This window comes from Saccharopolyspora sp. NPDC000359, from assembly GCF_040300525.1.
GTDB lineage: Bacteria > Actinomycetota > Actinomycetes > Mycobacteriales > Pseudonocardiaceae > Saccharopolyspora.
In genome coordinates this window covers 117,942-138,500 of sequence record NZ_JBEPDU010000004.1, presented here as the reverse complement: position 1 = coordinate 138,500, position 20,559 = coordinate 117,942, and the positions used below count along the sequence as shown (strand labels likewise).

Here is a 20,559-nt window from a genome sequence, read left to right as displayed (position 1 = left end):
CGAGCCCAGCGGCGCCCCGATCAGCTGCGCACGAACTCCGCGAGGTGCGCGGACTGCTCCACGCGCGAGGGCTCGTGGACGTACATCATGTGGCCCGCCGGGTAGTAGCGGACGTCGAGGTTCTCGCGCAGCTCCGCCGGGATCGGCAGCCGCGCCAGCACGTGCTCGGCGGCGAAGTACGGCGTCGCCCCGTCGGTGTAGCCGCAGCCGACGTGGACCCGCAGGTGCGGGTTGGCCTGCATGGCCGCGCCCAGCTTGTCCACCACGGACACGCTCGCGCCCTCGAACTCCTTGTACGACCAGGGCTGCACGCGGCTGGAGATCATCTCGTACGGCAGGTCGTTGGTGTAGTCGAGCTCCTCGCGCAGGTAGTGGTTGATCGCCGCCGCGTAGGCACCGAGGATCCCGGAGATGCTCGGGTCGTCGGTGAAGCGCTCGCCCACCGCGTCCGGCTCCCAGCCGGTGAACCGGCCGTCCATCCGGCCCACCGTCTGCCGCCGGTCGCGCAGCAGCTCGGTGAAGAAGCGAATGTGCTCGATGCGCAGGTTCGCGCGGTCCACGTAGTCCTCGGTGAGCCCGGACAGCTCCGCGACCTTGCGCACCACGTCCGCCCGCTCCTCGGCGGTCAGCCGCGCGCCGCGCGCCAGCGCCCACGAGTAGTCCTCGGCGGCGAACTTCTCGGCCTCGTCGAGCACCTCGCGCAGCGGCCGGTCGCCGTGCTTGCCGTGGTGGTGCGCGATCGCCGCGTAGGTCGGCAGGTAGAGCGAGTAGGGCAGGTCGTTGCCCTCGGTGAACCGGATCGTGCCCAGGTCCAGCACCGAGGAGATCAGCAGCAGGCCGTTCGGGTAGAGCCCGTACCGGGACTGCAGATGCTCGGCCAGCGCCGCCGCGCGCAGCGTGCCGTAGGACTCGCCAGCCAGGTACTTCGGCGACATCCACCGCCCGTTGCGGGTGGTCCACAGCCGGATCACCTCGGCGATGGACTCGATGTCGCGCTGGTATCCGTGGAAGTCGCCCGGCGTGCCGCCCTCGACGGCCCGCGAGTACCCGGTGGACACCGGGTCGATGAACACCAGGTCGCTGTGCGCCAGCAGGGTCTCCGGGTTGTCGGCCAGCCCGTACGGCGGCGGGGCGAGGTCACCGGCGTCACCGGAGAGGACCCGCCGCGGGCCGAGCAGCCCGAGGTGCAGCCACACGCTCGAGGACCCCGGGCCGCCGTTGAACGCGAAGGTCACCGGTCGGGTGGTGCCGGGCTCGGCGTCGACCACGTAGGAGGTCATGAAGACCTCGGCCTTGGCCTTGAACCCGTCGAACTTGCCGTCGGTGTGCACCTCTTCGCGCAGCACGACCCGCCCGGTCGTGGCGGTGTAGGACAGCTGCCCGCCGTCCACTTCGATCGTGTGGTGGGTGCTGACCAGGTCGTCGACCGGCTCCGCCGGGGTGGTCGTGTCCTTGCTCTCGTTGTCCGCGCTGGCTGCCATGGCGACCACATTACGTGCCGTCGCAGCGCTTTTCTGAGACTTTTGGGAGGTGCCCACCACGCCCGCCAAGCTGGTCGCCGACCCGGTCGGCGACCCGGCCACCGCTGCCCCGACCGCCCCCGAGCTGACCGAGCTGGACCAGCTGATCAGCCGCTGCACGGCCTGCCCGCGCCTGGTGGCCTGGCGCGAGGAGGTGGCCGAGGTCAAGCGCGCGGCGTTCCGCGACGAGGACTACTGGGGCCGCCCGGTGCCGGGCTTCGGCCCGCCGGACGCCGCGATCGGCATCGTCGGCCTGGCCCCGGCGGCGCACGGCGGCAACCGGACCGGCCGGATCTTCACCGGCGACCGCAGCGGCGACGTCCTGTTCCGAGCGCTCCACGACGTCGGCCTGGCCTCCCAACCCGAAGCTCACCACCTGGACGACGGCCTGGAGCTCTTCCACACCAGGATCACGGCCCCGGTGCACTGCGCCCCGCCGGCCAACAAGCCGACCCCGGCGGAACGCGACACCTGCCGCCCGTGGCTGGTCCGCGAGCTCGATCTGCTCCGCCCAACCCTGCGCGCGGTGGTCGTCCTCGGCGCCTTCGGCTGGCAGGCCCTGCTCCCGGTGTTGGCGGACGCGGTCTGGCAGGTCCCGCGCCCCCGCCCGAAGTTCGGCCACGACGCCCACGCGGAACTCCCGGCCACCGACGGCGGAGCACCCCTCCACCTCCTCGGCTGCTACCACGTCAGCCAGCAGAACACCTTCACCGGCACGCTCACCCCAGCGATGTTGCGGGGCGTGCTGGAACACGCGAAGGAACTGGCGGGAATTCCGTGAGGTCCAGGCGCTTGACTTGACTGTGCATGCATGGTGACTGCAAAATGCATGCATGACTGTGCTGACGATTCGCGATGTGCCGGAGGATGTCAAGGAGGCTCTGGCGCGTGATGCGCGGGAGAGCGGGCAGTCCCTGCAGGCGTTCCTGCTGGGCGTCCTGCGGCGGCAGGCCGCGTTCAGCCGCAACCGGCAGCTGCTCTCCGAGATCGAACGCGACCTGGCCGAAGGTGGCGGAGCCGGGGATGATGCGCCCGATGCGGCCGCGCTCCTGGAGCAGGCCAGGCCGGAAGACCTGGACGGCGGGCGCTTCGGGGCGGGTGGCGCTGCGTGATCGTGGTCGACGCCTCGGTGTTGGCGAACATGCTGCTCTACGCGGACGAACGCGGTCGCCGAGCGAGGGCGGTGCTGGGGCGGGACGTGGAGTGGGCCGCGCCCGAGCACTGGAAGGCGGAGGTCTTCTCGGTCGTCCGCGGGCTCGCGCTGGGCAGGAAGATCAAGGAGGCGCAGGGGGTTCGGGCGATCGAGCGCCTACCGCTGCTCGGCGTCGAGCACGTCTCGCTCGACGAACTGCTCCCGCGCATGTGGCAACTCCGGTCCGCGATCAGCGGCTACGACGCCGCTTACGTGGCGTTGGCGGAGATGCGCGGCCTGCCGCTGGTCACCGCTGATGCCCGACTCGCGCGCGCGGCGACGAGTTGCTGCCGGGTGGAGCTCGTGGCGACCTCGGCGTGACAACTCCGGCGGACTTCTGACAGTGGTGGCGTCGGTATGGGTGGCTAGTGTTCGCCCCATGGCTTCCCAAGATCATTTAGGTGGGGCGTTCGTCGATCTCGCGGCGCTCGGCGTCGAACCGGCCGAAGTTCTCCGCGCTCTTGAAGCTGCGGACTGGTCGGCGTTCGTGCCTGGCCGCGACCTCGCCCCGTTGCGCGACCTGCTCCACGCGGTCGAGCGGGAGCACGGGATCACCGAGGCCCACCGCTTCGCCACCGCGCGGCTCCGTGCGCTCGGTGCTCAACCACGCCACCCGCACCACCACTTCGACGGGATCTCCGCGTGCGCGCTGAGCACCTGCGGGCGCTACCTCGCCACCGGCAGCTGGGGAGAGGACCCGGGCGTCCTGCAGATCTGGGAGGTCGCCACGGGGCGGTGCGTCAACGCGCTCCCCGACATCGAAGGTGGGCTCGGCTGGTTCGACGAAGCACGCACCATCCAGTGGTCCGCGGACAACGCGCGGGTCGGGATGTCCTTCAACACCAACGTGATCGGTTCGTGGGACCCCTTCGGGGACACCTCCGAGCCCATCGCCTCGGCTGACGTGACCAACGGTGGTGGCAGGCCGCCCGCGTTCGCGCTGGCCCCCGACGGCCTCCGCGCCTACATCTCGGTGGGGACCGGGGACGGTGAAGGCGTGCCGGGTTGCGTGGTCCCGTTGGTGGAGGGGGAGCTGGACGAGGGCGACGAGGCAGTGGAGCCGATGGCGGAGTCCCTCCCGCCCGGGTTGATGGCGGGCCGCGAGTACGGCCCGGAGCCGCCGAAGTGGGTCGCGTGGTCCAGCGACGGGACCCGCATCTACGGGCAGGACGGCCTCGGCGAAGCGTTCTCCATCGACGCCCGGACCCGGCAGCTGACCTGGGTCGCGCAGGCCGGGGACCTCCTGCGCGTCGGCACGGTCGGGATGCCCGCCGCGTGGAGCGAAGACGGGCGCTTCCTCGCCCACCAGTACGGGGAGCTGGTCATCCGGGACGGCGTGACCGGCGAATCCCTGGCGACCTTCCCCGCGCACCCGGGCGAACCCACCCTGCACTGGGGCCAGTCGGCCAAGCTCGCCGTGGCCGTCCGGGAGGGCGACGAGGCGGGCGCGAGCCCAGCCGTGACCATCTACGACGGCGGCGAACTCCGCCACCAGCTCGACATCGCCCTCCCGCAGTGGCACGACCCCGACGCCCCGGCGTGGTGCTGGGCACCGGATGGCGACCGGGCCGCCGCGCTGACCGCGGCTGGGGTAGCCGAGGTCCACTCGCTCACCGGCGCGCCCGAGCTCCTGCGCACCCTGGACGTACCGGCTGGTGCTGTGGGCCTGCTGTGGGGAGTCGGCGACGTGCTGATCGCCCTGGGAAGCACGGCGCTGCGCTTCGTCTCCGTGGCGACCGGTGAGGTGCTCGGGGACTTCACCTTCCCGGTCGACGATGGCGCGGACACTGACGAGTCCGGATCATGGCTCGGCGTCGAGGACGACGAGCTGGCCGAGCTCGTCGAGGAGCACGACGACCCGCAGGCCCTGGACGACACCCTGGCCTGGACCGTCGACCGCCGCTTCGCCTGGCCGCTGCGCTGGAGCTGACGGGAGCTCACGGTTCGACGGGGTGGGGACGAACACCGAGAGGCCCGCTCGCGGCCACACTGCACCGGCAGGACCCGCTTCACGATCTCCTCGACCAGCGCGCTCCGCCCGTCGGAAGCTGGCGGAGGGCATGGCCGCCAGGACGAAGCGGGTGGTGCACAGCTGCGCGTGGTGCTCCGCATATGGAGAACCTGCTGGCCGTCGCGGGGCCGCAGGAGTTCCCCGTGAAATTCGGGTGCACTTGATCTGCTCGACTTCCATGCTGGCCGGATGGATCGCCAAGAGCTGAGTGCCCTCGCCCACGCTGACCACCCCATCGCTGCTCCGGTGAGCGCGTCGAACATGGGGGAGTTGATCCGGCGGGCCGCGTGCAAACCGGACGCCCTCGTGCTCGACCTCGGTTGCGGACCGGGCGAGTGGGTTCTGCGGGCGCTGCAAGAACATCCGACCGCGCGCGCACTCGCCGTGGACACCTCGGGCGAGGCGTTGCGGAGGGCCGAGGACTCCGCGCGAGAACGGGGAGTCGGTGACCGGGTGACCTTCGTGCGCGGTGACCTGCGGGAGTTCCAGCCTCCGCGACCGTGCGACCTCGTGCTCTGCGTTGGCGCCACGCACGCCTTCGGCGGCCTGGAAGAGACGTTGCGGGCGGTCGACGAGCACGTCGGACCAGGCGGGGCGGTCCTGGTCGGCGAGGGGTTCTGGGAACGCCCGCCGGACCAGGCGGCGCTGGAGGTGCTCGGTGCGACCCCCGACGAGTACCGGGACCTCGCGGGCACCGTGGAAGCGGTCGAGGCCGCCGGGTGGACACCGGTGCACGGGCACGTCAGCGAACCCGGGGAGTGGGACGACTACGAGTGGTCCTGGTCCGGTTCGCTGACCCGGTGGGCGCTGGACCACCCCGAGCACCCGGACGCCGAGGCCGCCATCGAGGCGGCGCGCGAACACCGCACCGGCTGGCTCCAGGGGTACCGAGGAGTGCTCGGTTTCGCCTGCCTGCTGCTCCAGCGCAACCGACCGCCACGCCGCTGAACGGCGCCCACCCGCCCTCCGTCCAGTGCACGCGATTTCCATGGAGATCAGATGTCTGATTTCCATGGAGATCGCGGAGGTTCGGGCGGAGGTCGGAGGTTCGCCGCGGTTCGCCGAGGGTGGTGGCGGTGCCCGGTGCGGGTGACCGGTGGCGTCGACGCGGTGGGTGCAGGCGACGTTGGGGCGCCCGATCGCGGGTCGTTCGAGTGGTGGAGTTGTCGGTGGGGCCTAAGAGGTTCCAGGCATGACGGGATCTGTGATGAAGGCCGATCTGAAGCAGTACCTGCAGGCTGCTCGCGAAGCGCTGCTGTGGAAGCTGGAGGGGCTCTCCGAGTACGACGTCCGCCGTCCGCTGACGCCGACCGGGACCAACCTGCTGGGGCTGGTCAAGCACGTCGCGAGCATGGAGGCCGAGTACTTCGGGCACGTTTTCGACCGGCCGTTCCCGGATCCGCTGCCGTGGCTGGCTGACGAGGCCGAGGCCAACGCGGACATGTGGGCGACCGCCGACGAGTCGCGCGAGTGGGTCATCGACTTCTACCGCCGCGCGTGCGCGCACGCGGACGCCACGATCGACGCCCTGGACCTGGACGCGCGGTGCCGGGTGCCGTGGTGGCGAGCTGACGAAAGCGAGGCGACGCTGCACCGCATCCTGGTCCACGTGATCGCCGAGACCCACCGGCACGCCGGGCATGCCGACATCGTCCGCGAGCTCATCGACGGGCAGGTCGGCTGGCAGGTCGGCGCGGACAACATCCCCCCAGCCGACCAGGCGTGGTGGGAGGACTACCGAGCCCGCCTGGAACAGGTGGCGAAGGAGGCCTGACACCCCGACTCGACAACACGCCGGGGTGAATTTCGACCTGCAACGTCTTCGCAGGTGGAGGTGAGGTTGCTACCAGAGGTAGCATCCTCCTCGTGAGCGCGTTGCCGAACGACCCCGCAGGTGGTCCCGAGCGGGGGAGGGATTTCACCGAGCGGTTGGCCCTGCTGCTGAGCCAGTACCGCGACTTCGACGAGCTCGCGCAGGAGGATGCCGCGGCGGCTGGCAACGTGCGGTCACTGGGGCGCGCGCGGAAGGTCAGCGTGTCGATGCCCGAGGAGCTGACCGCCGCGGTGCAACGTCGGGTGGGCCGGGGCGCGTTCAGCCAGTACGTGACGGATGCGGTGGCCAGGCAGCTCGAGCTGGACCTGCTGGCAGAACTGTCCGGCCTGCTCGACGCGGAGCACGGCCCGGTTCCGGATGAACTCCTGGCGGAGGCGCGGGCGGCATGGCCGGATACCGAGTAGCGGGTGGCGGCACGCTGGTTCTGGACAGCGAGGGCTTGTCGAAGCTCGCGAGCGGCGATGCGCGGGCCCGGTCGTACCTGGAGATCGCGCGGGTGCGGCGGGCCAGGGTGGTGGTGAGTGCGATCACCCTGACCGAGGTGCTCCGCGGCGGTGCCCGGGACGCGTTGGTGCACCGGGTGCTTTCGCGCATCAGCGTCGTCCCGGTGTCGGCCGAGATCGCCCGTGCTGCTGGGGGGCTCCTCGGTGCCACGGGGATGTCGGGCCACCGCTGCGCGATCGACGCGGTCGTCGCGGCGACGGCCCTGGGCCTGGCGCGCCCCGTGGTGCTCCTGACCAGCGACCCGGACGACCTGAACCAGCTGGTCGACGAACCGGAACGACCAAAGCACGAACGAGTGGCCGTCCACCACGTCTAGTGCGGAGCTCTCCGAGCCCGGGGCGCGCACTGCGCGAGTACGTGGATGACTGGCACGAACGCCCGCCGGATGCGTCGAACCGCCGCGAGAGCTGGGGTCTCAGCGATGGCGTGCAGTCGCGGGAGAGGCTGGGGGGCAGTGCCGCGGCACTCGCAGGCGGATGCGGTGGTGTGGCAGCTCGAAGCTGGTGAACGTTGGGTGAACGATCTGGGGAAATCGGGCAGATCGACTCGGGTCCGGGCATCGCCGTCCAAGATTCGGTATGGTGGCGGGAACCAGCCCCCATGACACCTCGGTGGCGTCATCGTGACATCACCGCACACCACCCCTCCTGGGTGCGTACACAGCGCGTTTGGCCGCACACAGCGCGTTGACCGTGATCGAAGCCACCCGCGACTGGCGTCACATTAAGGGGGGTCGGCGCAGCGCGAACGCGGTACGTGGTGCGAGCATGTAAGCATGGCTGGTAAATCCGATCCCACGCGGATTCTCATCCTCGGCGGCGGTTACGTCGGCATGTACACGGCACTTCAGCTGCAGAAGAAGCTGGGGCGCCGGGAGGCCTCCGTGACGGTCGTCGACCCTCAGCCGCACATGACCTACCAGCCCTTCCTCCCGGAAGCGGCCGCGGGCAACGTTGAGCCCCGCCACGTGGTAGCGCCACTGCGACGAGTGTTGAAGCGGTGCCACGTGGTCACCGCCGCCGTCACCGAGATCAATCACGACCAGAAGGTCGTCACGGTCGACAACCCGCAGACCGGCAGCGAGCAGATCGCCTACGACGTGCTCGTCGTGGCGCTGGGCTCGGTCTCCCGACTGCTGCCGATCCCCGGCCTCGCCGAGGAGGGCATCGGGCTCAAGACCGTTGGCGAAGCCACCTACCTGCGCAACCACGTGCTGGGCAAGATGGACGCTGCGGCCAACACCGACGACGAGGAGCTGCGCAAGCGGCTGCTCACCTTCACCTTCGTCGGCGGCGGCTTCGCCGGTGTCGAGGCGCTCGCGGAGCTGGAGGACATGGCCCGCTTCGCGACCCGCTACTACGACAACCTCAAGGCCGACGACATGTCCTGGGTGCTCGTCGAGGCCGCTGGCCGGGTGATGCCCGAGGTCAGCGAGAAGATGGGCGTCTACGTCGTCAACGCCCTCGAAGAGCGCGGCATCAAGGTGTACCTGAACACCTTCCTGAAGTCGGTCGAGGGCGGTCACGCCGTCCTGTCCGACGGCACCGAGTTCGACACCGACACCCTGGTGTGGAACGCGGGCGTCAAGGCCAACCCGGTGCTGAAGAACAGCGACCTGCCGCTCGACGAGCGCGGCCGGGTCAAGGCCAGCGCGCACCTGCAGGTCGAGGGCCTGCCGGGCGTCTGGGCGGCCGGTGACTGCGCCGCGGTGCCGGACCTGTCCAAGACCGACGAGACTCCCGGCGCGACCTGCGCGCCGTCGGCTCAGCACGCGGTGCGGCAGGCCAACCAGCTGGCGAAGAACGTGCTGGCCTCGCTGCGCGGGAAGCAGACCAAGGAGTACCGGCACGCCTACGCCGGTTCGGTCGCCGGCATGGGCCTGTACAAGGGCGTTGCCGACGTCTACGGCTTCAAGGCCAAGGGCTTCATCGCGTGGTTCATGCACCGCTCGTACCACGTGAGCCGGATGCCCACGTTCAACCGCAAGCTGCGCATCATCATCGACTGGACGCTGGCGTTCCTGTTCAAGCGGGAAGTCGTGTCCATGGGCCAGATCCAGAACCCGCGCGCCGCCTTCGAGCGCGCTGCGGAGAGCTGACCGGTCCTGGTCGGGGCAGTAGCGACGAAGCCGCGTGTCGCAGTCGGCACGCGGCTTTCTTGCGCCGCAGTTCTGCTCCGTGCGGGCTACTTTCCGATCAGTTATCCTTGACAGCCCGTAGCGAGTAATCGAAGACTGAGCCGAGGTGTTCACCTGAACGGGTGCGTCGTGCGGGGGAAGGGGTGAATTCCTTGACGCTGAAGGAGCTGGCTGCGCTGCTGCGCAGCGGCGCGGTCGAGGAAGGTCCGCTCGCCGAGTTCGCGGTCGACTACCGCGAAGCGGCCAAGGTCTTCCGGAAGAAGGACGACTGACGATGCCACCGGCTGAGGGGCAGCCCGCTGAGGCCGGGGATGTCTCCGAGCCGTCGCTGCGCCCCACGCCGATGCTGCTGCAGGGGCAGGACTACTTCTTCCGCGCCCCCGACACCTCGCTGGACTTCCAGGAGCGGATGTTCGGCGCGGACCTGGTGGCTGACGAGCCGGGGGACCCGGTGCCGTGCGTGCTGGTGCTGGCCCGCGCCGCGGACATGGAGATGAACGAGCTCTCCCTGGCGCTGGCCGAGCACGACATCCGCATGGTGCGCATCGACGCGGACCGCTGCCTGGACCTGCCGCTCACCATCTACACCGACACCCCGCTGGTCGAGTTGCACCGCTGGCTGCTGCGCCCGGTGCTGGTCTGGCGGCGGCACTTCGACATCGACGCGGTCCCGGCCGACCCGACCACCGTGCACGGCGCCTACGTCCGCGAGCAGTGGCGGGCGGTGGCCAACTGGCTGTCCTGCCGCGACGACTGGGACCGGGTGAACTCGTTGCGCGTGGCCGAGCACCTCGACCGGCTGACGCAGCTGCAGGACGCGGCCGCAGTCGGCCTGCGGGTGCCCCGCACCGCGGTGACCACCATGCCCGGCCGCAGCCGCCCCGGTGGCGGGCGCTGCATCGTCAAGACGGCGGGCCACCACCTCCTCGAACCCGAGCCCGGCGCGCTGCGCGGGCTGTTCCCGCAGCCGCTGGACATCCGCCGCTCCGGGGAGATCCGCGAACCGGCCCCGGTGCTGGTCCAGCAGTACCTCGACGCGGACCGCGAGCTGCGGGTGTTCGTGGTCGGCGAGCGCACGATCGGCTTCCAGGTGGAGAAGCTGGACCCGGCGCAACTGTGGGTCGACCCGGAGTCGGTGGTGGTCGAACCGGTCGAGGTCCCCGAGCAGCTGTCCGAGCGCTTGCTGCAGCTGTGCCGGAACTGGGGCCTGAACGTGGCGGGCTTCGACCTGTTGGGCGTCGGCGACGACTGGGTGTTCCTCGAGGTCAACGTCAACTGCGATTGGCGCTGGTTCGAGCACCGCGCGGACTCCGACGAGGTGTCGACGGCGGTGCACGGGTGGGTCCGGGCCCGCTTCCACGAGCTGTCGGCGGCGGCCGCTGGCGGGTGGGGCGGATGGTGAACCAACCGACCAGGTGCGAATTAGCGGAACCGGGAACCGATCCGAGGCGCCTTGCGTCGTAGTGATGCGGACGGCCCCGTGCCGCCCACCGGCCCCCGTAGCCCAACTGGCAGAGGCAGACGACTTAAAATCGTCCAAGTGTCGGTTCGAACCCGACCGGGGGCACTCATACCCTGTCTGATCAGGCTTTTTCAGCCCCGTTGACCTGTTCCGCCGCGTGGGCGACCTGGGTTGGGTCATCGGCGGGGAGCCTGATCGTGATGCTGGCTTGGTCGATGCCGCCGGGCAGTGAGCTGGGTGGTGGCGAACGGACCCGTGCCTCTGCGATCAGCCATGGTCACCACCCGCGAAGCCTCCGATCTGCGCCACGATCACCGAAGGGGTCGTGAGTGCGTAACAGTGTTCCAACCCGGTTTCGCACTCACGACCCCCGAACTCCCACAGCCGGCGCGGGCCGGTGAGCACGTGGACGAGCAACTTCCGCGTCACCGGGGTGCGGCTGAATGCCACGTGATCAGCGGCAGCGCGTTCGGCGTCGAGCGTCGGTGGGCTTCGCCCAATGAACGACCTTCTCGCGCCATGACGGCGTGTGGAGCAGCAAGATGTGTGACGACCCGATGTAGCTTGCTGGACGCTCGGGTGAGAGGCCCGTCCGCTGTGGCCCGGGGCCCTCATACCCTGCCTGATCAGGCGTTCTTCCTCCTCGGTCGGCTTGGGTGGGGGCCGTTAGTCGTGGTCTGGGGTTCCGGTGACGTGGTGTTCGGCGGCGTTGACGGCTTCGGTCAGGAGTCGTCGGACGTGGCCGCCGCGGGCTCGGTAGAGGGCTCGGCGGCCGTCTCGCTGGGTCGTGACCAGGCCCGCCAGGCGGAGCTTCGCGAGGTGCTGGGACACCGCGGGGCGGGCGATGCCGACCGCGGCGGCCAGGGCGGTGACGTCGTACTCGTCGCCGCAGAGCAGCCACAGCATCCGCAACCGGGTGGGGTCGGCCAGCATCCGGAAGGCGTCCGAGGCGGCCGCCACCTGCTCGCCAGGGGGTAGCTGCTGCCAGCGCTGGGCAGTTGCATCGTTGTCGCGTGCGTACACGAGAACATATGTTGGCACTCCGACCACGATGCAGCCGCGAGGGGTGCCGATGCTGGGCGTGCTGCGCCACCAGACCTACCGCCGCCTGTTCGCGGCCCAAATCATCGCGCTACTCGGCACCGGCCTCGCCACCGTCGCCCTGGCCCTGCTCGCGTACGAGATCGCCGGATCGCGGGCGGGGCTGGTGCTGGGCACGGCGTTGGCGATCAAGATGGTCGCGAACGTGCTTGTGGCCCCGGTGGCCCACGCGGTGCTGGGACACCTGGCGCGGCGCACCGTCCTCGCCTCGCTCGACGCGGTCCGGGCACTCGCCGCTCTGCTGTTGCCGTGGGTGGATCAGATCTGGCAGGTGTACCTGCTGGTGTTCGTCCTGCAGGCCGCCTCCGCCGCGTTCACCCCGGTCTTCCAAGCCACCATCCCGGACCTGCTCGAAGACGAGGACGACTACACCAACGCCCTGGCGCTGTCCCGCCTGGCCTACGACGCGGAACGCCTCATCAGCCCCGCACTGGCCGCCGCCGCACTGGCCCTGGTCAGCGTCAACGAGCTGTTTCTGGGCACCGCCGTCGGGTTCACCGCCTCCGCGCTCCTGGTCGTCTCGGCAGCGCTTCCCGCGGGTGCCCGGCAGGCCGGGGGCCTGGTCTCCCGCACCACCGTCGGCGTGCGCGGCTACGTCGCGGTGCCGCGCTTGCGGGGCCTGCTCGCGCTGCACTTCTCCGTCGCGGCAGCCGGGGCGATGGTGCTGGTCAACACCGTCACCGCCGTGCGGGACGACCTCGCCGGGAGCAATTCCGACGTCACCGCTGCGCTCGCCGTGTACGGCACCGGTTCCCTGCTGGTGGCGCTGTCGTTGCCCCGGTTGCTGCGCCGGTCTCCTGAGCGACCGCTCATGCTGACCGGAAGTGCCCTGGGCGTGGGTGCCCTCGTAGCCGTGGCGGCCTCCTTGCCGGGGCAAGGGGCGTGGCGCTGGCCCGCGCTCCTGGTGGCTTGGGGCCTGCTCGGTGCGGCTGGAGCACTCGTACTCACCCCTGCTGGTCGGCTGCTGCGGCGCAGCGCCGACGGCAGCCGCCGCTCAGCCTTGTTCGCCGCGGACTACGCCCTGTCCCACGGCTGCTGGCTGGTCACGTACCCGCTGGCCGGGTGGCTGACGACCACGTGGGGAAACGTTTGGACCGCGGCGGTGTTGGCCGCTTTGGCCGCTGCGGCCACAACCGTTGCCGCGCGCCTCTGGCCCACCGGCGACCTCGCCGCGCGGGAGCACGACCACGACCTGCCCCCGGATCACGACCACATCCAGGACGCCCAACTGGTCGCGGCAACCGGAGCTTGGCGCCATTCGCATCCCTACCGGCTCGACGACAACCACCACACCTGGCCCCGCTGACCGCGCTCCCGGCCCACCGTCGACCGCGGGGACCACGCTCGCCGCGACGACGGAATGCAGGTCGCACACGCCAGGGCAGGAAGCCCTGCTCCGCCGCCGCAAGAAGGGCTGCTTCGAGCAGGAACCCGCCCGGCATCACCACCGTCGGCGAACGCCTCGCCGAACTCCTCAGCGGCAACTGACGCGTCCCGGGCGGTGATGGTCCCCTGTGGACACTCGTCTGGGCGCAACGTTGACCCGGTCGAGTTTCCGGCGTGGTTGAGCCGTTCCTCCTTCACTAGCGTCCGAGGCTTGCTTCGGGAGGTTCTCGGTGCCGCCAGGCGAGTGGGCGGTCACCGGCTCCCGGTGCGTTCGGAGAGGAGTCGGGGTGAAGGTTGAGAAGTGGGTCATCCGGGAGCACGTCGAGGGCGTGCCGGACGTGGGGCGGATCTACGAGAAGGTGGTGGAGGACGTCGCGGTCGAGCTCGCCGACGACGAGATGCTGCTCGAGGTCCGGTACGTCTCCCTCGAACCCCACCTGCACGGGATCACGCTGAACCTGCCGGTCGGGTCGGTGGCGGGCGCGGACTCGATCATGGAGGTGGTGCAGGCCGGGCCGCACGCCCGGTTCCCGGTGGGTGCTCTGGTGCAGGGCTGGGGCGGTTGGCAGACCCACCTGGTCAGCAGCGGGGCTGGCGGGCGGCTGTGGGAAGGTCGGTTCCCGCTGGTCGTGCCGCCCTTCCGCGAGCTGGATCCGCGGAACTACGACGAGGTGCTGCCGCTGTCGACAGCGCTGGGGGTCATGGGCAGCACCGGCATGACGGCGTGGGGCACCATGACGAAGTTCTTCACCGTGCAGCCCGGCGACACCGTGCTGATCAGCGGAGCTTCCGGGAGCCTCGGGCCCGTGGTCGGGCAGCTCGCCAAGCGCGCCGGGGCCCGTGTCGTCGGCACGACCACCTCACCGGACAAGGAGGCCTATCTGCGTGAGCTGGGCTTCGACGCGGTGCTCGAATACCGGCACGGTGACCCGGTGGAGGAGGTGCACGCGGCCCTCGACGCGGCGGTGCCGGACGGCATCGACAAGTACTTCGACAACCTGGGCGGTCCGATCACGGACGCCGTGTTCACCCGGCTCAACCTGCACAGCCAGGTCGCGGTGTGCTGGCAGTGGGGCAACCAGGTCCACGGGGACGAGGTCGGGCCGCGCTTGCTGCAGCACATCATGTACCCGCAGACCACCATCCGCGGCATCTACGTCCTGGAGTGGTTCACCGAGCCGAACTGGAACGCCCTGCACGAGGAACTCGGCGGCCTGGTCCGGCGCGGTGAGATCCGCTACGACCAGACCATCCACCACGGCGTCGACGCGATCCCGAACGCCTACCAGAGCGTCTTCTCCGGTGGCCCGGCCAAGCGCGGGAAGGTCCTCGTGGAGCTTTGATGCGCGACTGCCCGGCAGGAACACGAAGCTCCGCCTGATCGTCGGTCAGCCGGAGCTTCGCGTTCGAGCGCGCAGAACGTGGGGGCTGGCGAGGGCGCCTGCAACGTCTGGGACCTCATCGCCCAGGTTGAGGCTGAACGGGAGCAGTTGCCAGAGCGCCGGATACCGCGGCCTCCCCAGTTCCCGGACCACGACCCTGATGACGAGCCGACGGAACGCCACCACCTGCGGACTTGATCCCCCGAGCCGGGCTGGTGCGGACTTCTCTCCGACCACTGCACCAGCCCACCCGGCGGCCGGGCGCGCTGCGCCGTCCCCAACCGCGTCCGGCTGTCGGCCTATCAAGCTGCTCCGGTTGAGCTTCGATCAGGTTGAGGTCAGCTTCGTTCGTGTTGCTTCTGCCAGTGGCGGAGCTTTTCTGGGTTGCGGACTGCCCAGATGTGCTTGATCAGGCCGTCCTCGACGTGGAAGGCCGCCACCATCACGGTGGTGCCGTGGTGCTGGGTCACCAGGCCTGGGTGGCCGTTGACCGGGCGTTCCAGGAGGGTCAGGTCGGGGGCTCGGCTGGCCAGGTCGACCAGGTAGCGCGCGATGTGCTCGCTGCCCTCGATCGGGCGTGGGGCGGCCGGGACCAGGCCGCCGCCGTCGCCGACCACCGTGGCGGACGGGTCGAGGAGGCCGATCAGGGCCTTGATGTCCTTGGTCTGCCACGCCTGTCGGAAGGAGCTGACGACGTCGGCGTGCTGGGCCGTCCGCGCCGTCGGTGCCGGGGACGTGCGGATGCGGCGGCGGGCGGAGGAGGCCAGCTGGCGGCAGGCCGCCGGGCTCCGGCCGACGATCTCGGCCACCTCGGGAAAGCGGTAGCCGAACACGTCGTGCAGGACGAAGGCGACCCGCTCAGCCGGGGTCATCGACTCCAGCACGACCAGGAACGCCATGCTGACCGACTCGTCGAGGGTGATCCGGTCGGCCGGGTCGTCGAGCCCCGAACGGTCCGGCAGCGGCTCGGGGACCCACTCGCCCACGTAGCGCTCCCGCCGGGCTCGTGCCGAGCCGAGCAGGTCCAGGCAGATCCGACCGGTCACGGTCGTCAGCCAGGCGGCGGGGGACTCGATGGTCTCCCGCTGCTGCGCGGGCAGGGCATACCAGCGGGCGCAGGACTCCTGCACGACGTCCTCGGCCTCGCTCAGCGAACCGAGGAGCCGGTAGGCGATGTTGATCAGCTGCTGGCGTTCCCGGACTATCGCGCGCAATGCCGGATCGGTGTTCACGTGTGGCTCCCTCGTCGTGCCGCTGCTCACCGGGTTCGACGAAGCACCGCGTCGAACTGTGACTCCGTCGGCCCACCTCACACTCCGACGGGCAGCGTCGTCGGGCTTGTCGGACGCACCCGAGGACGAGAAGGGACACGACATGACCACGACGAGCGAGCGCGTCGAGTCGCGGCTGCCCAACCCGCTGCAGTTCTTCCCCGAACTGGGCGAGGTCGCTGGCGCGATGATCAAGGCGATGCGCAACGGTTCCATCCCGCAGACCACGGTCTCCCTGGTGCAGCTGCGTGCCGGGCAGATCGTTGGCAGCACCTACCACACCGTCCGGCACGTGGACGCCCTGCGCGAGTCCGGGGAGCCGGAGGAGCGCATCACCGCCGTCGCCTCCTGGCAGGACGCGGGCTGTTTCACGGCGGCCGAGCGGGTCGCGTTGGAACTCACCGAGGCGGTCTTCACCTCGCGCCACCTCGCCGAGCGCGTGCCCGACGAGCTGTTCGCCCGGGTTGCCGGGCACTACGACGAGAAGGCGCTCTGGACGCTCATCCTGGCGCTCGGGCAGATCGGATTCTTCATCCCGGTCGCCCTCGTCGCCAAGCCGATCCCCGGCACGCCGCCGGGGCGGAACTACAGCAGGTGAGCCACCGCTGGGAAGGGGGACGCGCAGTGCGGTGGCTCGCCGCACTGCGCGGCTGCTGCACCTCTGGTCGAACCGGGTTAGTGCGCAATACGGTACACTGTACGGTCGACGAGGTGGGAGGTGCGGGTGGGGCAGTGCGCGATGGTGTTCGAGCCCGGCGAGGTGCCGGGTGCGGGGACGTTCTTCCGCCACGATCCGGACGGTGGCCCGGCTGGGACGGATGCGGCGGTGGTGACCCTGCTCGACGGCGGTGAGGTCGTCGCGCGGCGGGTGCTGGGCCGCCGGATTCCGCTGGTCGATGCGTTGCCGCTGCTGGTCTCGCCGCACGCGCACCCCTCGGCCGCGTTCTGGGGCGCGGCTGCGAGGCTCGCGCTGCACATGGTGGCGCGCGGCCGGATCCTGCCGGGCGTCCGCGCGAGCGGTGTTGACGCGTGGCGGATGGGGCCGTTCGACGTGGCCGACGTCGAGCGGTTGCGGGCACTGGCCGCTGCCGCCCCGGCGAGCGCGCGGTCGATTCCGCTGGACGCGGAAGCTGCTCAGCTGCGGCTGCCCGACGCCGAGGACCTGCTGCGCGAGTTCTTCGACGGAGTCGCCGACGCGATGCCGCGCACGCCGGGAGCCGTCTGGTTGACCGGTGATCCGCGGTACGCGGCCCAGGAGCGCACCACCGCTGACGGCGAGCTCCGCGAGTGGGCGCAGCAGGTCGCCGCGGGCGTGGACGAAGGTCTGCGGGTCGGCTTGCGCCTGGAACTGCGTGGCGACCCCGAGTCGACGCCGTTCACCGCCGTGGTCCGGCTGCGCAACCTCGCCGACCCGACCCAGGTGGTCGACGCCGAAGCCCTGTGGGCCGGGGAGGCGCACGGGTTCGGCGACCGGGCGACGTTCGAGGCCGTGCTCGCGCTGCGGCGGGCCGCCCGCGCCTGGTCGCCGCTGGAGAGCCTGCTGGCCGAGGCCGAACCGGTCGAGCTGGAGCTGGTCGACGAGGACGTGGTCGACCTGCTCGACGGTGGTGAGGAGCGGTTGGCGGCGATGGGGGTCGACGTCGAGTGGCCGCTCTCCCGCGGGCTCAGCGCGCGGGTCGCGGTGTCCGCGCCGGGCGACCAGCCGGACGACGTCGCCGCCTTCCTGCGGGAGTCCGAGCCGCTCCCGATGTCCTGGCAGCTGGTCCTGGACGGGGAGCCGCTCACCGACGACGAGGTGGACCTGGTCGCCGGGTCCCGCCCGGTGGTTAGGCTGCGCGACCGGTGGGTGCTGGTCGACCCCGAGCTGGCGCGCAAAGCCCGGGAGCGCGCGTTGCCGCCGATCCCGGCGTACCCGGCGCTGGGGGTGGTGCTGGTCGGCAGCGCGGTCGTCGGCGGGGCGCGCTTCGAGGCCGTCGGGGAGGGCTGGCTCGGTGACCTGGTGGACCGGATCGCCGATCCCGGTGCTGGCCCGGAACCGCTGGGGCAACCCGTCGAGCTGGCCGCGACGCTGCGCGACTACCAGCGGCGCGGGCTGCGCTGGCTGGAGCGGATGACCTCGCTCGGCTTCGGCGGGTGCCTGGCCGACGACATGGGTCTGGGCAAGACGATCACGCTCATCGCGCTGCACCTGCGGCGCGCGGCGGGACCGACGCTGGTGGTCTGCCCGACTTCGCTGCTGAGCAACTGGGAGCGCGAGATCGCGAAGTTCGCCCCCGGCACCCCGGTGCGCCGCTTCCACGGGGCGGCCCGGTCGCTGGCCGACAGCGGTTTCGTGCTCACCACCTACGGAACGATGCGCAGTGCCGCGGCAGCGTTGGCGGCGCAGCACTGGGGCATGGTCGTCGCCGACGAGGCCCAGCACGTCAAGAACCGCCTGAGCGACACGGCGAAAGCGCTGCGCGCGATCCCGGCGGACGTGCGCGTGGCGATGACCGGGACACCGGTGGAGAACAACCTGGGCGAGCTGTGGGCGGTTTTGGACTGGACGACCCCGGGGCTGCTCGGCCGGATGCACGAGTTCCGCGCCGAGTGGGGGCGGGCGGTGGAGGAGGACCGCGACACCGCGACCGCGCAGCGGTTCTCCCGGCTGGTGCGGCCATTCCTGCTGCGGCGGCGGAAGAACGACCCGGGCGTCGCGCCGGAGCTGCCGCCGAAGACCGAGACCGACCACCTGGTGCCGCTCACTGCGGAGCAGACCGCCTTGTACCAGCGGGTTGTCCGGGACGTGATGGCGGAGATCTCCAGCAGCACCGCGGAAATCGTGCGGCGAGGACTGGTGCTGAAGTTGCTGGTCGGGCTCAAGCAGGTGTGCAACCACCCGGCGCACTACCTCGGGGAGCCCGTCGCGGAAGCTGAGCGGTCGGCGAAGCTGCAGGCCCTCGACGAGCTGATCAGCACCATCCTCGCCGAGGACGGGGCTGTCCTCGTCTTCACGCAGTACGTGCGGATGGCCCGGTTGCTGGCGAAGCACCTGGCAGACCGCGGGGTGCCCGCGCAGCTGCTGCACGGCGGAACCCCGGTGGCCAAGCGCGACGAGATGGTGCGCCGCTTCCAGACGGGGGAGGTGCCGGTGTTCCTGCTGTCGCTCAAGGCGGCCGGAACCGGGCTGAACCTGACCCGGGCCGACCACGTGGTGCACTACGACCGCTGGTGGAACCCGGCCGTCGAGGACCAGGCCACGGACCGGGCGCACCGGATTGGCCAGCGCAAACCGGTACAGGTGCACCGGCTCGTCGCGCAGGGCACCGTGGAGGAGCGGATCGCCGAACTGCTGGTGCGCAAGGCGGAACTGGCCGAAGCGGTCATCGGCGGGGGTGCAGCCGCGCTGAGCAGGCTCTCCAACGCCGAACTGCGCCGCCTGGTGGAACTGAGGGGTGCCTGAGATGCCTTGGGACGAACCGGTGCGCGCGGTGACCTTCCCGGCCTTCCCGCCGGGCAGGCGGTACGGCAGGAAGTTCGCCGACACCTGGTGGGGCAACGCGTGGGTCGAGGCCGTGGAGAGCGCCGCGCTCGACCCGGACCAGCTGAAAAAGGGGCGCAAGCACGCCTTCGCCGGTCAGGTCGGGGCGATCACGGTCAGCCCCGGCCGCGTGCTCGCGCCGGTGCACGACGGCGACCCCGACCAGCCCTACCGCACCGAGGTCCACCTCCCCGCGCTCCGCGACCCGGCGTGGGAGCGGTTCCTGGACCAGGTGGCCGGGCGCGCCGGACACATCGCCGCGCTGCTCGACCGGGACATGCCGCCCGACCTGGTCGGCGCCGCCGAGGACGCCGGTGTGCCCCTGCTGCCGGGTTGGGGCGAGCTGGAACCGGAGTGCGACTGCCCCGGCTGGGACAACCCGTGCAAGCACGCCGCGGCACTGGCCTACCAGGTCTCGTGGTTGCTGGACCGGGACCCGTTCGTCCTGCTGCTGTTGCGCGGTCGCGGGGAGGACGAGCTGACCGAGGAGTTGCACCGGCGGAACGCGCGGCGGAGCGCTTCGGCCGAGGAGCAGGCGGCGGGCACCCCGGCCACCGAGGCGTGGGCGGCTCCGGTGTCACCGCTGCCGGACGGGCCTGGGGAGCCGGGTGAGCTCTTGGACCTCGCGCGGCTGCTCGAGGACGCTCCGGTCGACACCGCTGCTCTCGCCGCGCTGGCCGCTGACGCCGCCGACCGAGCCCGCGATCTGCTGTCCGATGTGGACTGCTCGGTTGATCGGTGGGCGAGTGCTGTGCGGCTCGCGGCGCGAGCCGGGAGCGAGGAGTTGACCGCGCGGGCTGGGCGGCTTTCCGGTCGTCCCACGGAGTTCGCCCGAGCGGTGCGGGCGTGGGAGGTCGCCGGGCAGGCGGGGCTGTCAGCGCTGGAGGGTTCGTGGTCGCCACCGCGGGAGGTCGTGGTGCGCGCCCGCGCGGAGATCGCCCACGCCTGGGCGGACGCTGGGCTCGAACCGCTGGAGGTGCGGCACTGGCGCAACCGGCTGACGCTGGCCGACCGCGGGGTGCAGCTCAGGTTCGGCGAGGATGAGCGCTGGTACCTGTTCCGCGCCGACGGGAGCGGGTGGTGCCCCACCGGTACCCCGGCAACTCACCCGGTCGAGGCACTGATCGACCTGCTGAACCCGGCCGGCTGACGGGGCGTCGCGAATTTCGAAGACGCGTTCGCCAGCTGCGGGCGTGGCCGGGAATTCAGCTCCGACGAGCAGGTACTGGCGGCCCCGCC

Annotated in this window: 18 protein-coding genes and 1 tRNA gene; 16 read left to right on the top strand and 3 right to left on the bottom strand. The window is 71.0% G+C overall.

Annotated elements, in window-relative coordinates:
- Window positions 1-20: 20 nt before the first annotated feature.
- Window positions 21-1,481 (bottom strand): S10 family peptidase, encoded by a 1,461-nt coding sequence (locus tag ABT324_RS04740; RefSeq protein ID WP_351171643.1) that lies wholly within the window; start codon window positions 1,479-1,481, stop codon window positions 21-23.
- Window positions 1,482-1,605: 124 nt separating this feature from the next.
- Between ABT324_RS04740 and ABT324_RS04735 the strand changes: the two genes are divergently transcribed.
- From ABT324_RS04735 to ABT324_RS04685, 11 genes are all read left to right on the top strand, one after another.
- Window positions 1,606-2,301 carry a uracil-DNA glycosylase gene (locus ABT324_RS04735; protein ID WP_351171804.1) on the top strand — a complete coding sequence of 232 codons (696 nt, stop codon included), beginning with the start codon at window positions 1,606-1,608 and terminating at the stop codon, window positions 2,299-2,301.
- Window positions 2,302-2,353: 52 nt separating this feature from the next.
- Window positions 2,354-2,632: a FitA-like ribbon-helix-helix domain-containing protein gene (locus ABT324_RS04730; RefSeq protein WP_351171640.1), complete on the top strand. Its 279-nt coding sequence runs from the start codon at window positions 2,354-2,356 to the stop codon at window positions 2,630-2,632.
- The gene (locus ABT324_RS04725) at window positions 2,629-3,033 is read left to right on the top strand and encodes a type II toxin-antitoxin system VapC family toxin (RefSeq protein WP_351171637.1); all 405 of its coding nucleotides are present in this window, start codon (window positions 2,629-2,631) and stop codon (window positions 3,031-3,033) included. Before ABT324_RS04730 ends, ABT324_RS04725 begins: the two co-directional genes overlap by 4 nt.
- 58 nt (window positions 3,034-3,091) lie before the next feature.
- Complete coding sequence (locus ABT324_RS04720; RefSeq protein ID WP_351171634.1) at window positions 3,092-4,642, top strand: WD40 repeat domain-containing protein; 1,551 nt, start codon at window positions 3,092-3,094, stop codon at window positions 4,640-4,642.
- Window positions 4,643-4,912: 270 nt separating this feature from the next.
- On the top strand, window positions 4,913-5,671 hold the full coding sequence (locus ABT324_RS04715) for an SAM-dependent methyltransferase (RefSeq protein ID WP_351171631.1): 759 nt from the start codon (window positions 4,913-4,915) through the stop codon (window positions 5,669-5,671).
- 244 nt (window positions 5,672-5,915) lie between these two features.
- Complete coding sequence (locus ABT324_RS04710; RefSeq protein WP_351171628.1) at window positions 5,916-6,497, top strand: DinB family protein; 582 nt, start codon at window positions 5,916-5,918, stop codon at window positions 6,495-6,497.
- A 92-nt stretch (window positions 6,498-6,589) separates the two neighbouring features.
- Window positions 6,590-6,961, top strand: a complete 372-nt coding sequence (locus ABT324_RS04705; RefSeq protein WP_351171625.1) for a hypothetical protein — start codon at window positions 6,590-6,592, stop codon at window positions 6,959-6,961.
- Complete coding sequence (locus tag ABT324_RS04700; protein WP_351171622.1) at window positions 6,943-7,377, top strand: type II toxin-antitoxin system VapC family toxin; 435 nt, start codon at window positions 6,943-6,945, stop codon at window positions 7,375-7,377. The genes ABT324_RS04705 and ABT324_RS04700 overlap by 19 nt, the downstream gene beginning before the upstream one ends.
- Window positions 7,378-7,836: 459 nt before the next feature.
- On the top strand, window positions 7,837-9,159 hold the full coding sequence (locus ABT324_RS04695) for an NAD(P)/FAD-dependent oxidoreductase (protein ID WP_351171619.1): 1,323 nt from the start codon (window positions 7,837-7,839) through the stop codon (window positions 9,157-9,159).
- Window positions 9,160-9,472: 313 nt separating this feature from the next.
- Complete coding sequence (locus ABT324_RS04690; RefSeq protein ID WP_351171616.1) at window positions 9,473-10,600, top strand: ATP-grasp domain-containing protein; 1,128 nt, start codon at window positions 9,473-9,475, stop codon at window positions 10,598-10,600.
- 91 nt (window positions 10,601-10,691) lie between these two features.
- A tRNA-Leu gene (locus ABT324_RS04685) sits at window positions 10,692-10,765 on the top strand.
- 561 nt (window positions 10,766-11,326) lie between these two features.
- Here the strand turns inward: ABT324_RS04685 and ABT324_RS04680 are convergent.
- A complete protein-coding gene (locus ABT324_RS04680) occupies window positions 11,327-11,683 on the bottom strand; it encodes an ArsR/SmtB family transcription factor (RefSeq protein WP_351171613.1) in 357 nt (118 codons plus the stop codon).
- Between the two features lie 28 nt (window positions 11,684-11,711).
- Between ABT324_RS04680 and ABT324_RS04675 the strand changes: the two genes are divergently transcribed.
- Window positions 11,712-13,067, top strand: coding sequence for an MFS transporter (locus ABT324_RS04675; RefSeq protein WP_351171610.1), 1,356 nt, complete (start codon window positions 11,712-11,714; stop codon window positions 13,065-13,067).
- Window positions 13,068-13,434: 367 nt separating this feature from the next.
- Entirely contained in the window at window positions 13,435-14,490 is a 1,056-nt protein-coding gene (locus ABT324_RS04670; protein ID WP_351171607.1) for a zinc-binding dehydrogenase, read from the top strand.
- 377 nt (window positions 14,491-14,867) lie between these two features.
- Here the strand turns inward: ABT324_RS04670 and sigJ are convergent, their stop codons facing one another.
- Window positions 14,868-15,761 carry an RNA polymerase sigma factor SigJ gene (sigJ, locus tag ABT324_RS04665; protein ID WP_351171604.1) on the bottom strand — a complete coding sequence of 298 codons (894 nt, stop codon included), beginning with the start codon at window positions 15,759-15,761 and terminating at the stop codon, window positions 14,868-14,870.
- A gap of 142 nt (window positions 15,762-15,903) precedes the next feature.
- Between sigJ and ABT324_RS04660 the strand changes: the two genes are divergently transcribed.
- The 3 genes from ABT324_RS04660 to ABT324_RS04650 all read left to right on the top strand — a co-directional run bounded on the left by ABT324_RS04660 (window position 15,904) and on the right by ABT324_RS04650 (window position 20,470).
- Window positions 15,904-16,398 carry a carboxymuconolactone decarboxylase family protein gene (locus tag ABT324_RS04660; protein WP_351171601.1) on the top strand — a complete coding sequence of 165 codons (495 nt, stop codon included), beginning with the start codon at window positions 15,904-15,906 and terminating at the stop codon, window positions 16,396-16,398.
- Between the two features lie 141 nt (window positions 16,399-16,539).
- Window positions 16,540-19,242 (top strand): SCO1167/SCO6262 family helicase, encoded by a 2,703-nt coding sequence (locus ABT324_RS04655; RefSeq protein WP_502949695.1) that lies wholly within the window; start codon window positions 16,540-16,542, stop codon window positions 19,240-19,242.
- 1 nt (window position 19,243) lies between these two features.
- On the top strand, window positions 19,244-20,470 hold the full coding sequence (locus tag ABT324_RS04650) for an SWIM zinc finger family protein (RefSeq protein WP_351171595.1): 1,227 nt from the start codon (window positions 19,244-19,246) through the stop codon (window positions 20,468-20,470).
- The last annotated feature ends 89 nt before the right edge of the window (window positions 20,471-20,559 follow it).

Excerpts from the sequence above, each read along its gene's own strand:
- ABT324_RS04660 (WP_351171601.1), top strand. The coding sequence starts at position 15,904 with ATGACCACGACGAGCGAGCGCGTCGAGTCGCGGCTGCCCAACCCGCTG.
- ABT324_RS04740 (WP_351171643.1), bottom strand. The coding sequence starts at position 1,481 with ATGGCAGCCAGCGCGGACAACGAGAGCAAGGACACGACCACCCCGGCG.
- ABT324_RS04655 (WP_502949695.1), top strand. The coding sequence starts at position 16,540 with ATGGTGTTCGAGCCCGGCGAGGTGCCGGGTGCGGGGACGTTCTTCCGC.
- ABT324_RS04730 (WP_351171640.1), top strand. The coding sequence starts at position 2,354 with ATGACTGTGCTGACGATTCGCGATGTGCCGGAGGATGTCAAGGAGGCT.
- ABT324_RS04715 (WP_351171631.1), top strand. The coding sequence starts at position 4,913 with ATGGATCGCCAAGAGCTGAGTGCCCTCGCCCACGCTGACCACCCCATC.
- ABT324_RS04710 (WP_351171628.1), top strand. The coding sequence starts at position 5,916 with ATGACGGGATCTGTGATGAAGGCCGATCTGAAGCAGTACCTGCAGGCT.
- ABT324_RS04695 (WP_351171619.1), top strand. The coding sequence starts at position 7,837 with ATGGCTGGTAAATCCGATCCCACGCGGATTCTCATCCTCGGCGGCGGT.
- ABT324_RS04700 (WP_351171622.1), top strand. The coding sequence starts at position 6,943 with ATGGCCGGATACCGAGTAGCGGGTGGCGGCACGCTGGTTCTGGACAGC.
- ABT324_RS04650 (WP_351171595.1), top strand. The coding sequence starts at position 19,244 with ATGCCTTGGGACGAACCGGTGCGCGCGGTGACCTTCCCGGCCTTCCCG.
- ABT324_RS04690 (WP_351171616.1), top strand. The coding sequence starts at position 9,473 with ATGCCACCGGCTGAGGGGCAGCCCGCTGAGGCCGGGGATGTCTCCGAG.
- ABT324_RS04675 (WP_351171610.1), top strand. The coding sequence starts at position 11,712 with ATGCAGCCGCGAGGGGTGCCGATGCTGGGCGTGCTGCGCCACCAGACC.
- ABT324_RS04720 (WP_351171634.1), top strand. The coding sequence starts at position 3,092 with ATGGCTTCCCAAGATCATTTAGGTGGGGCGTTCGTCGATCTCGCGGCG.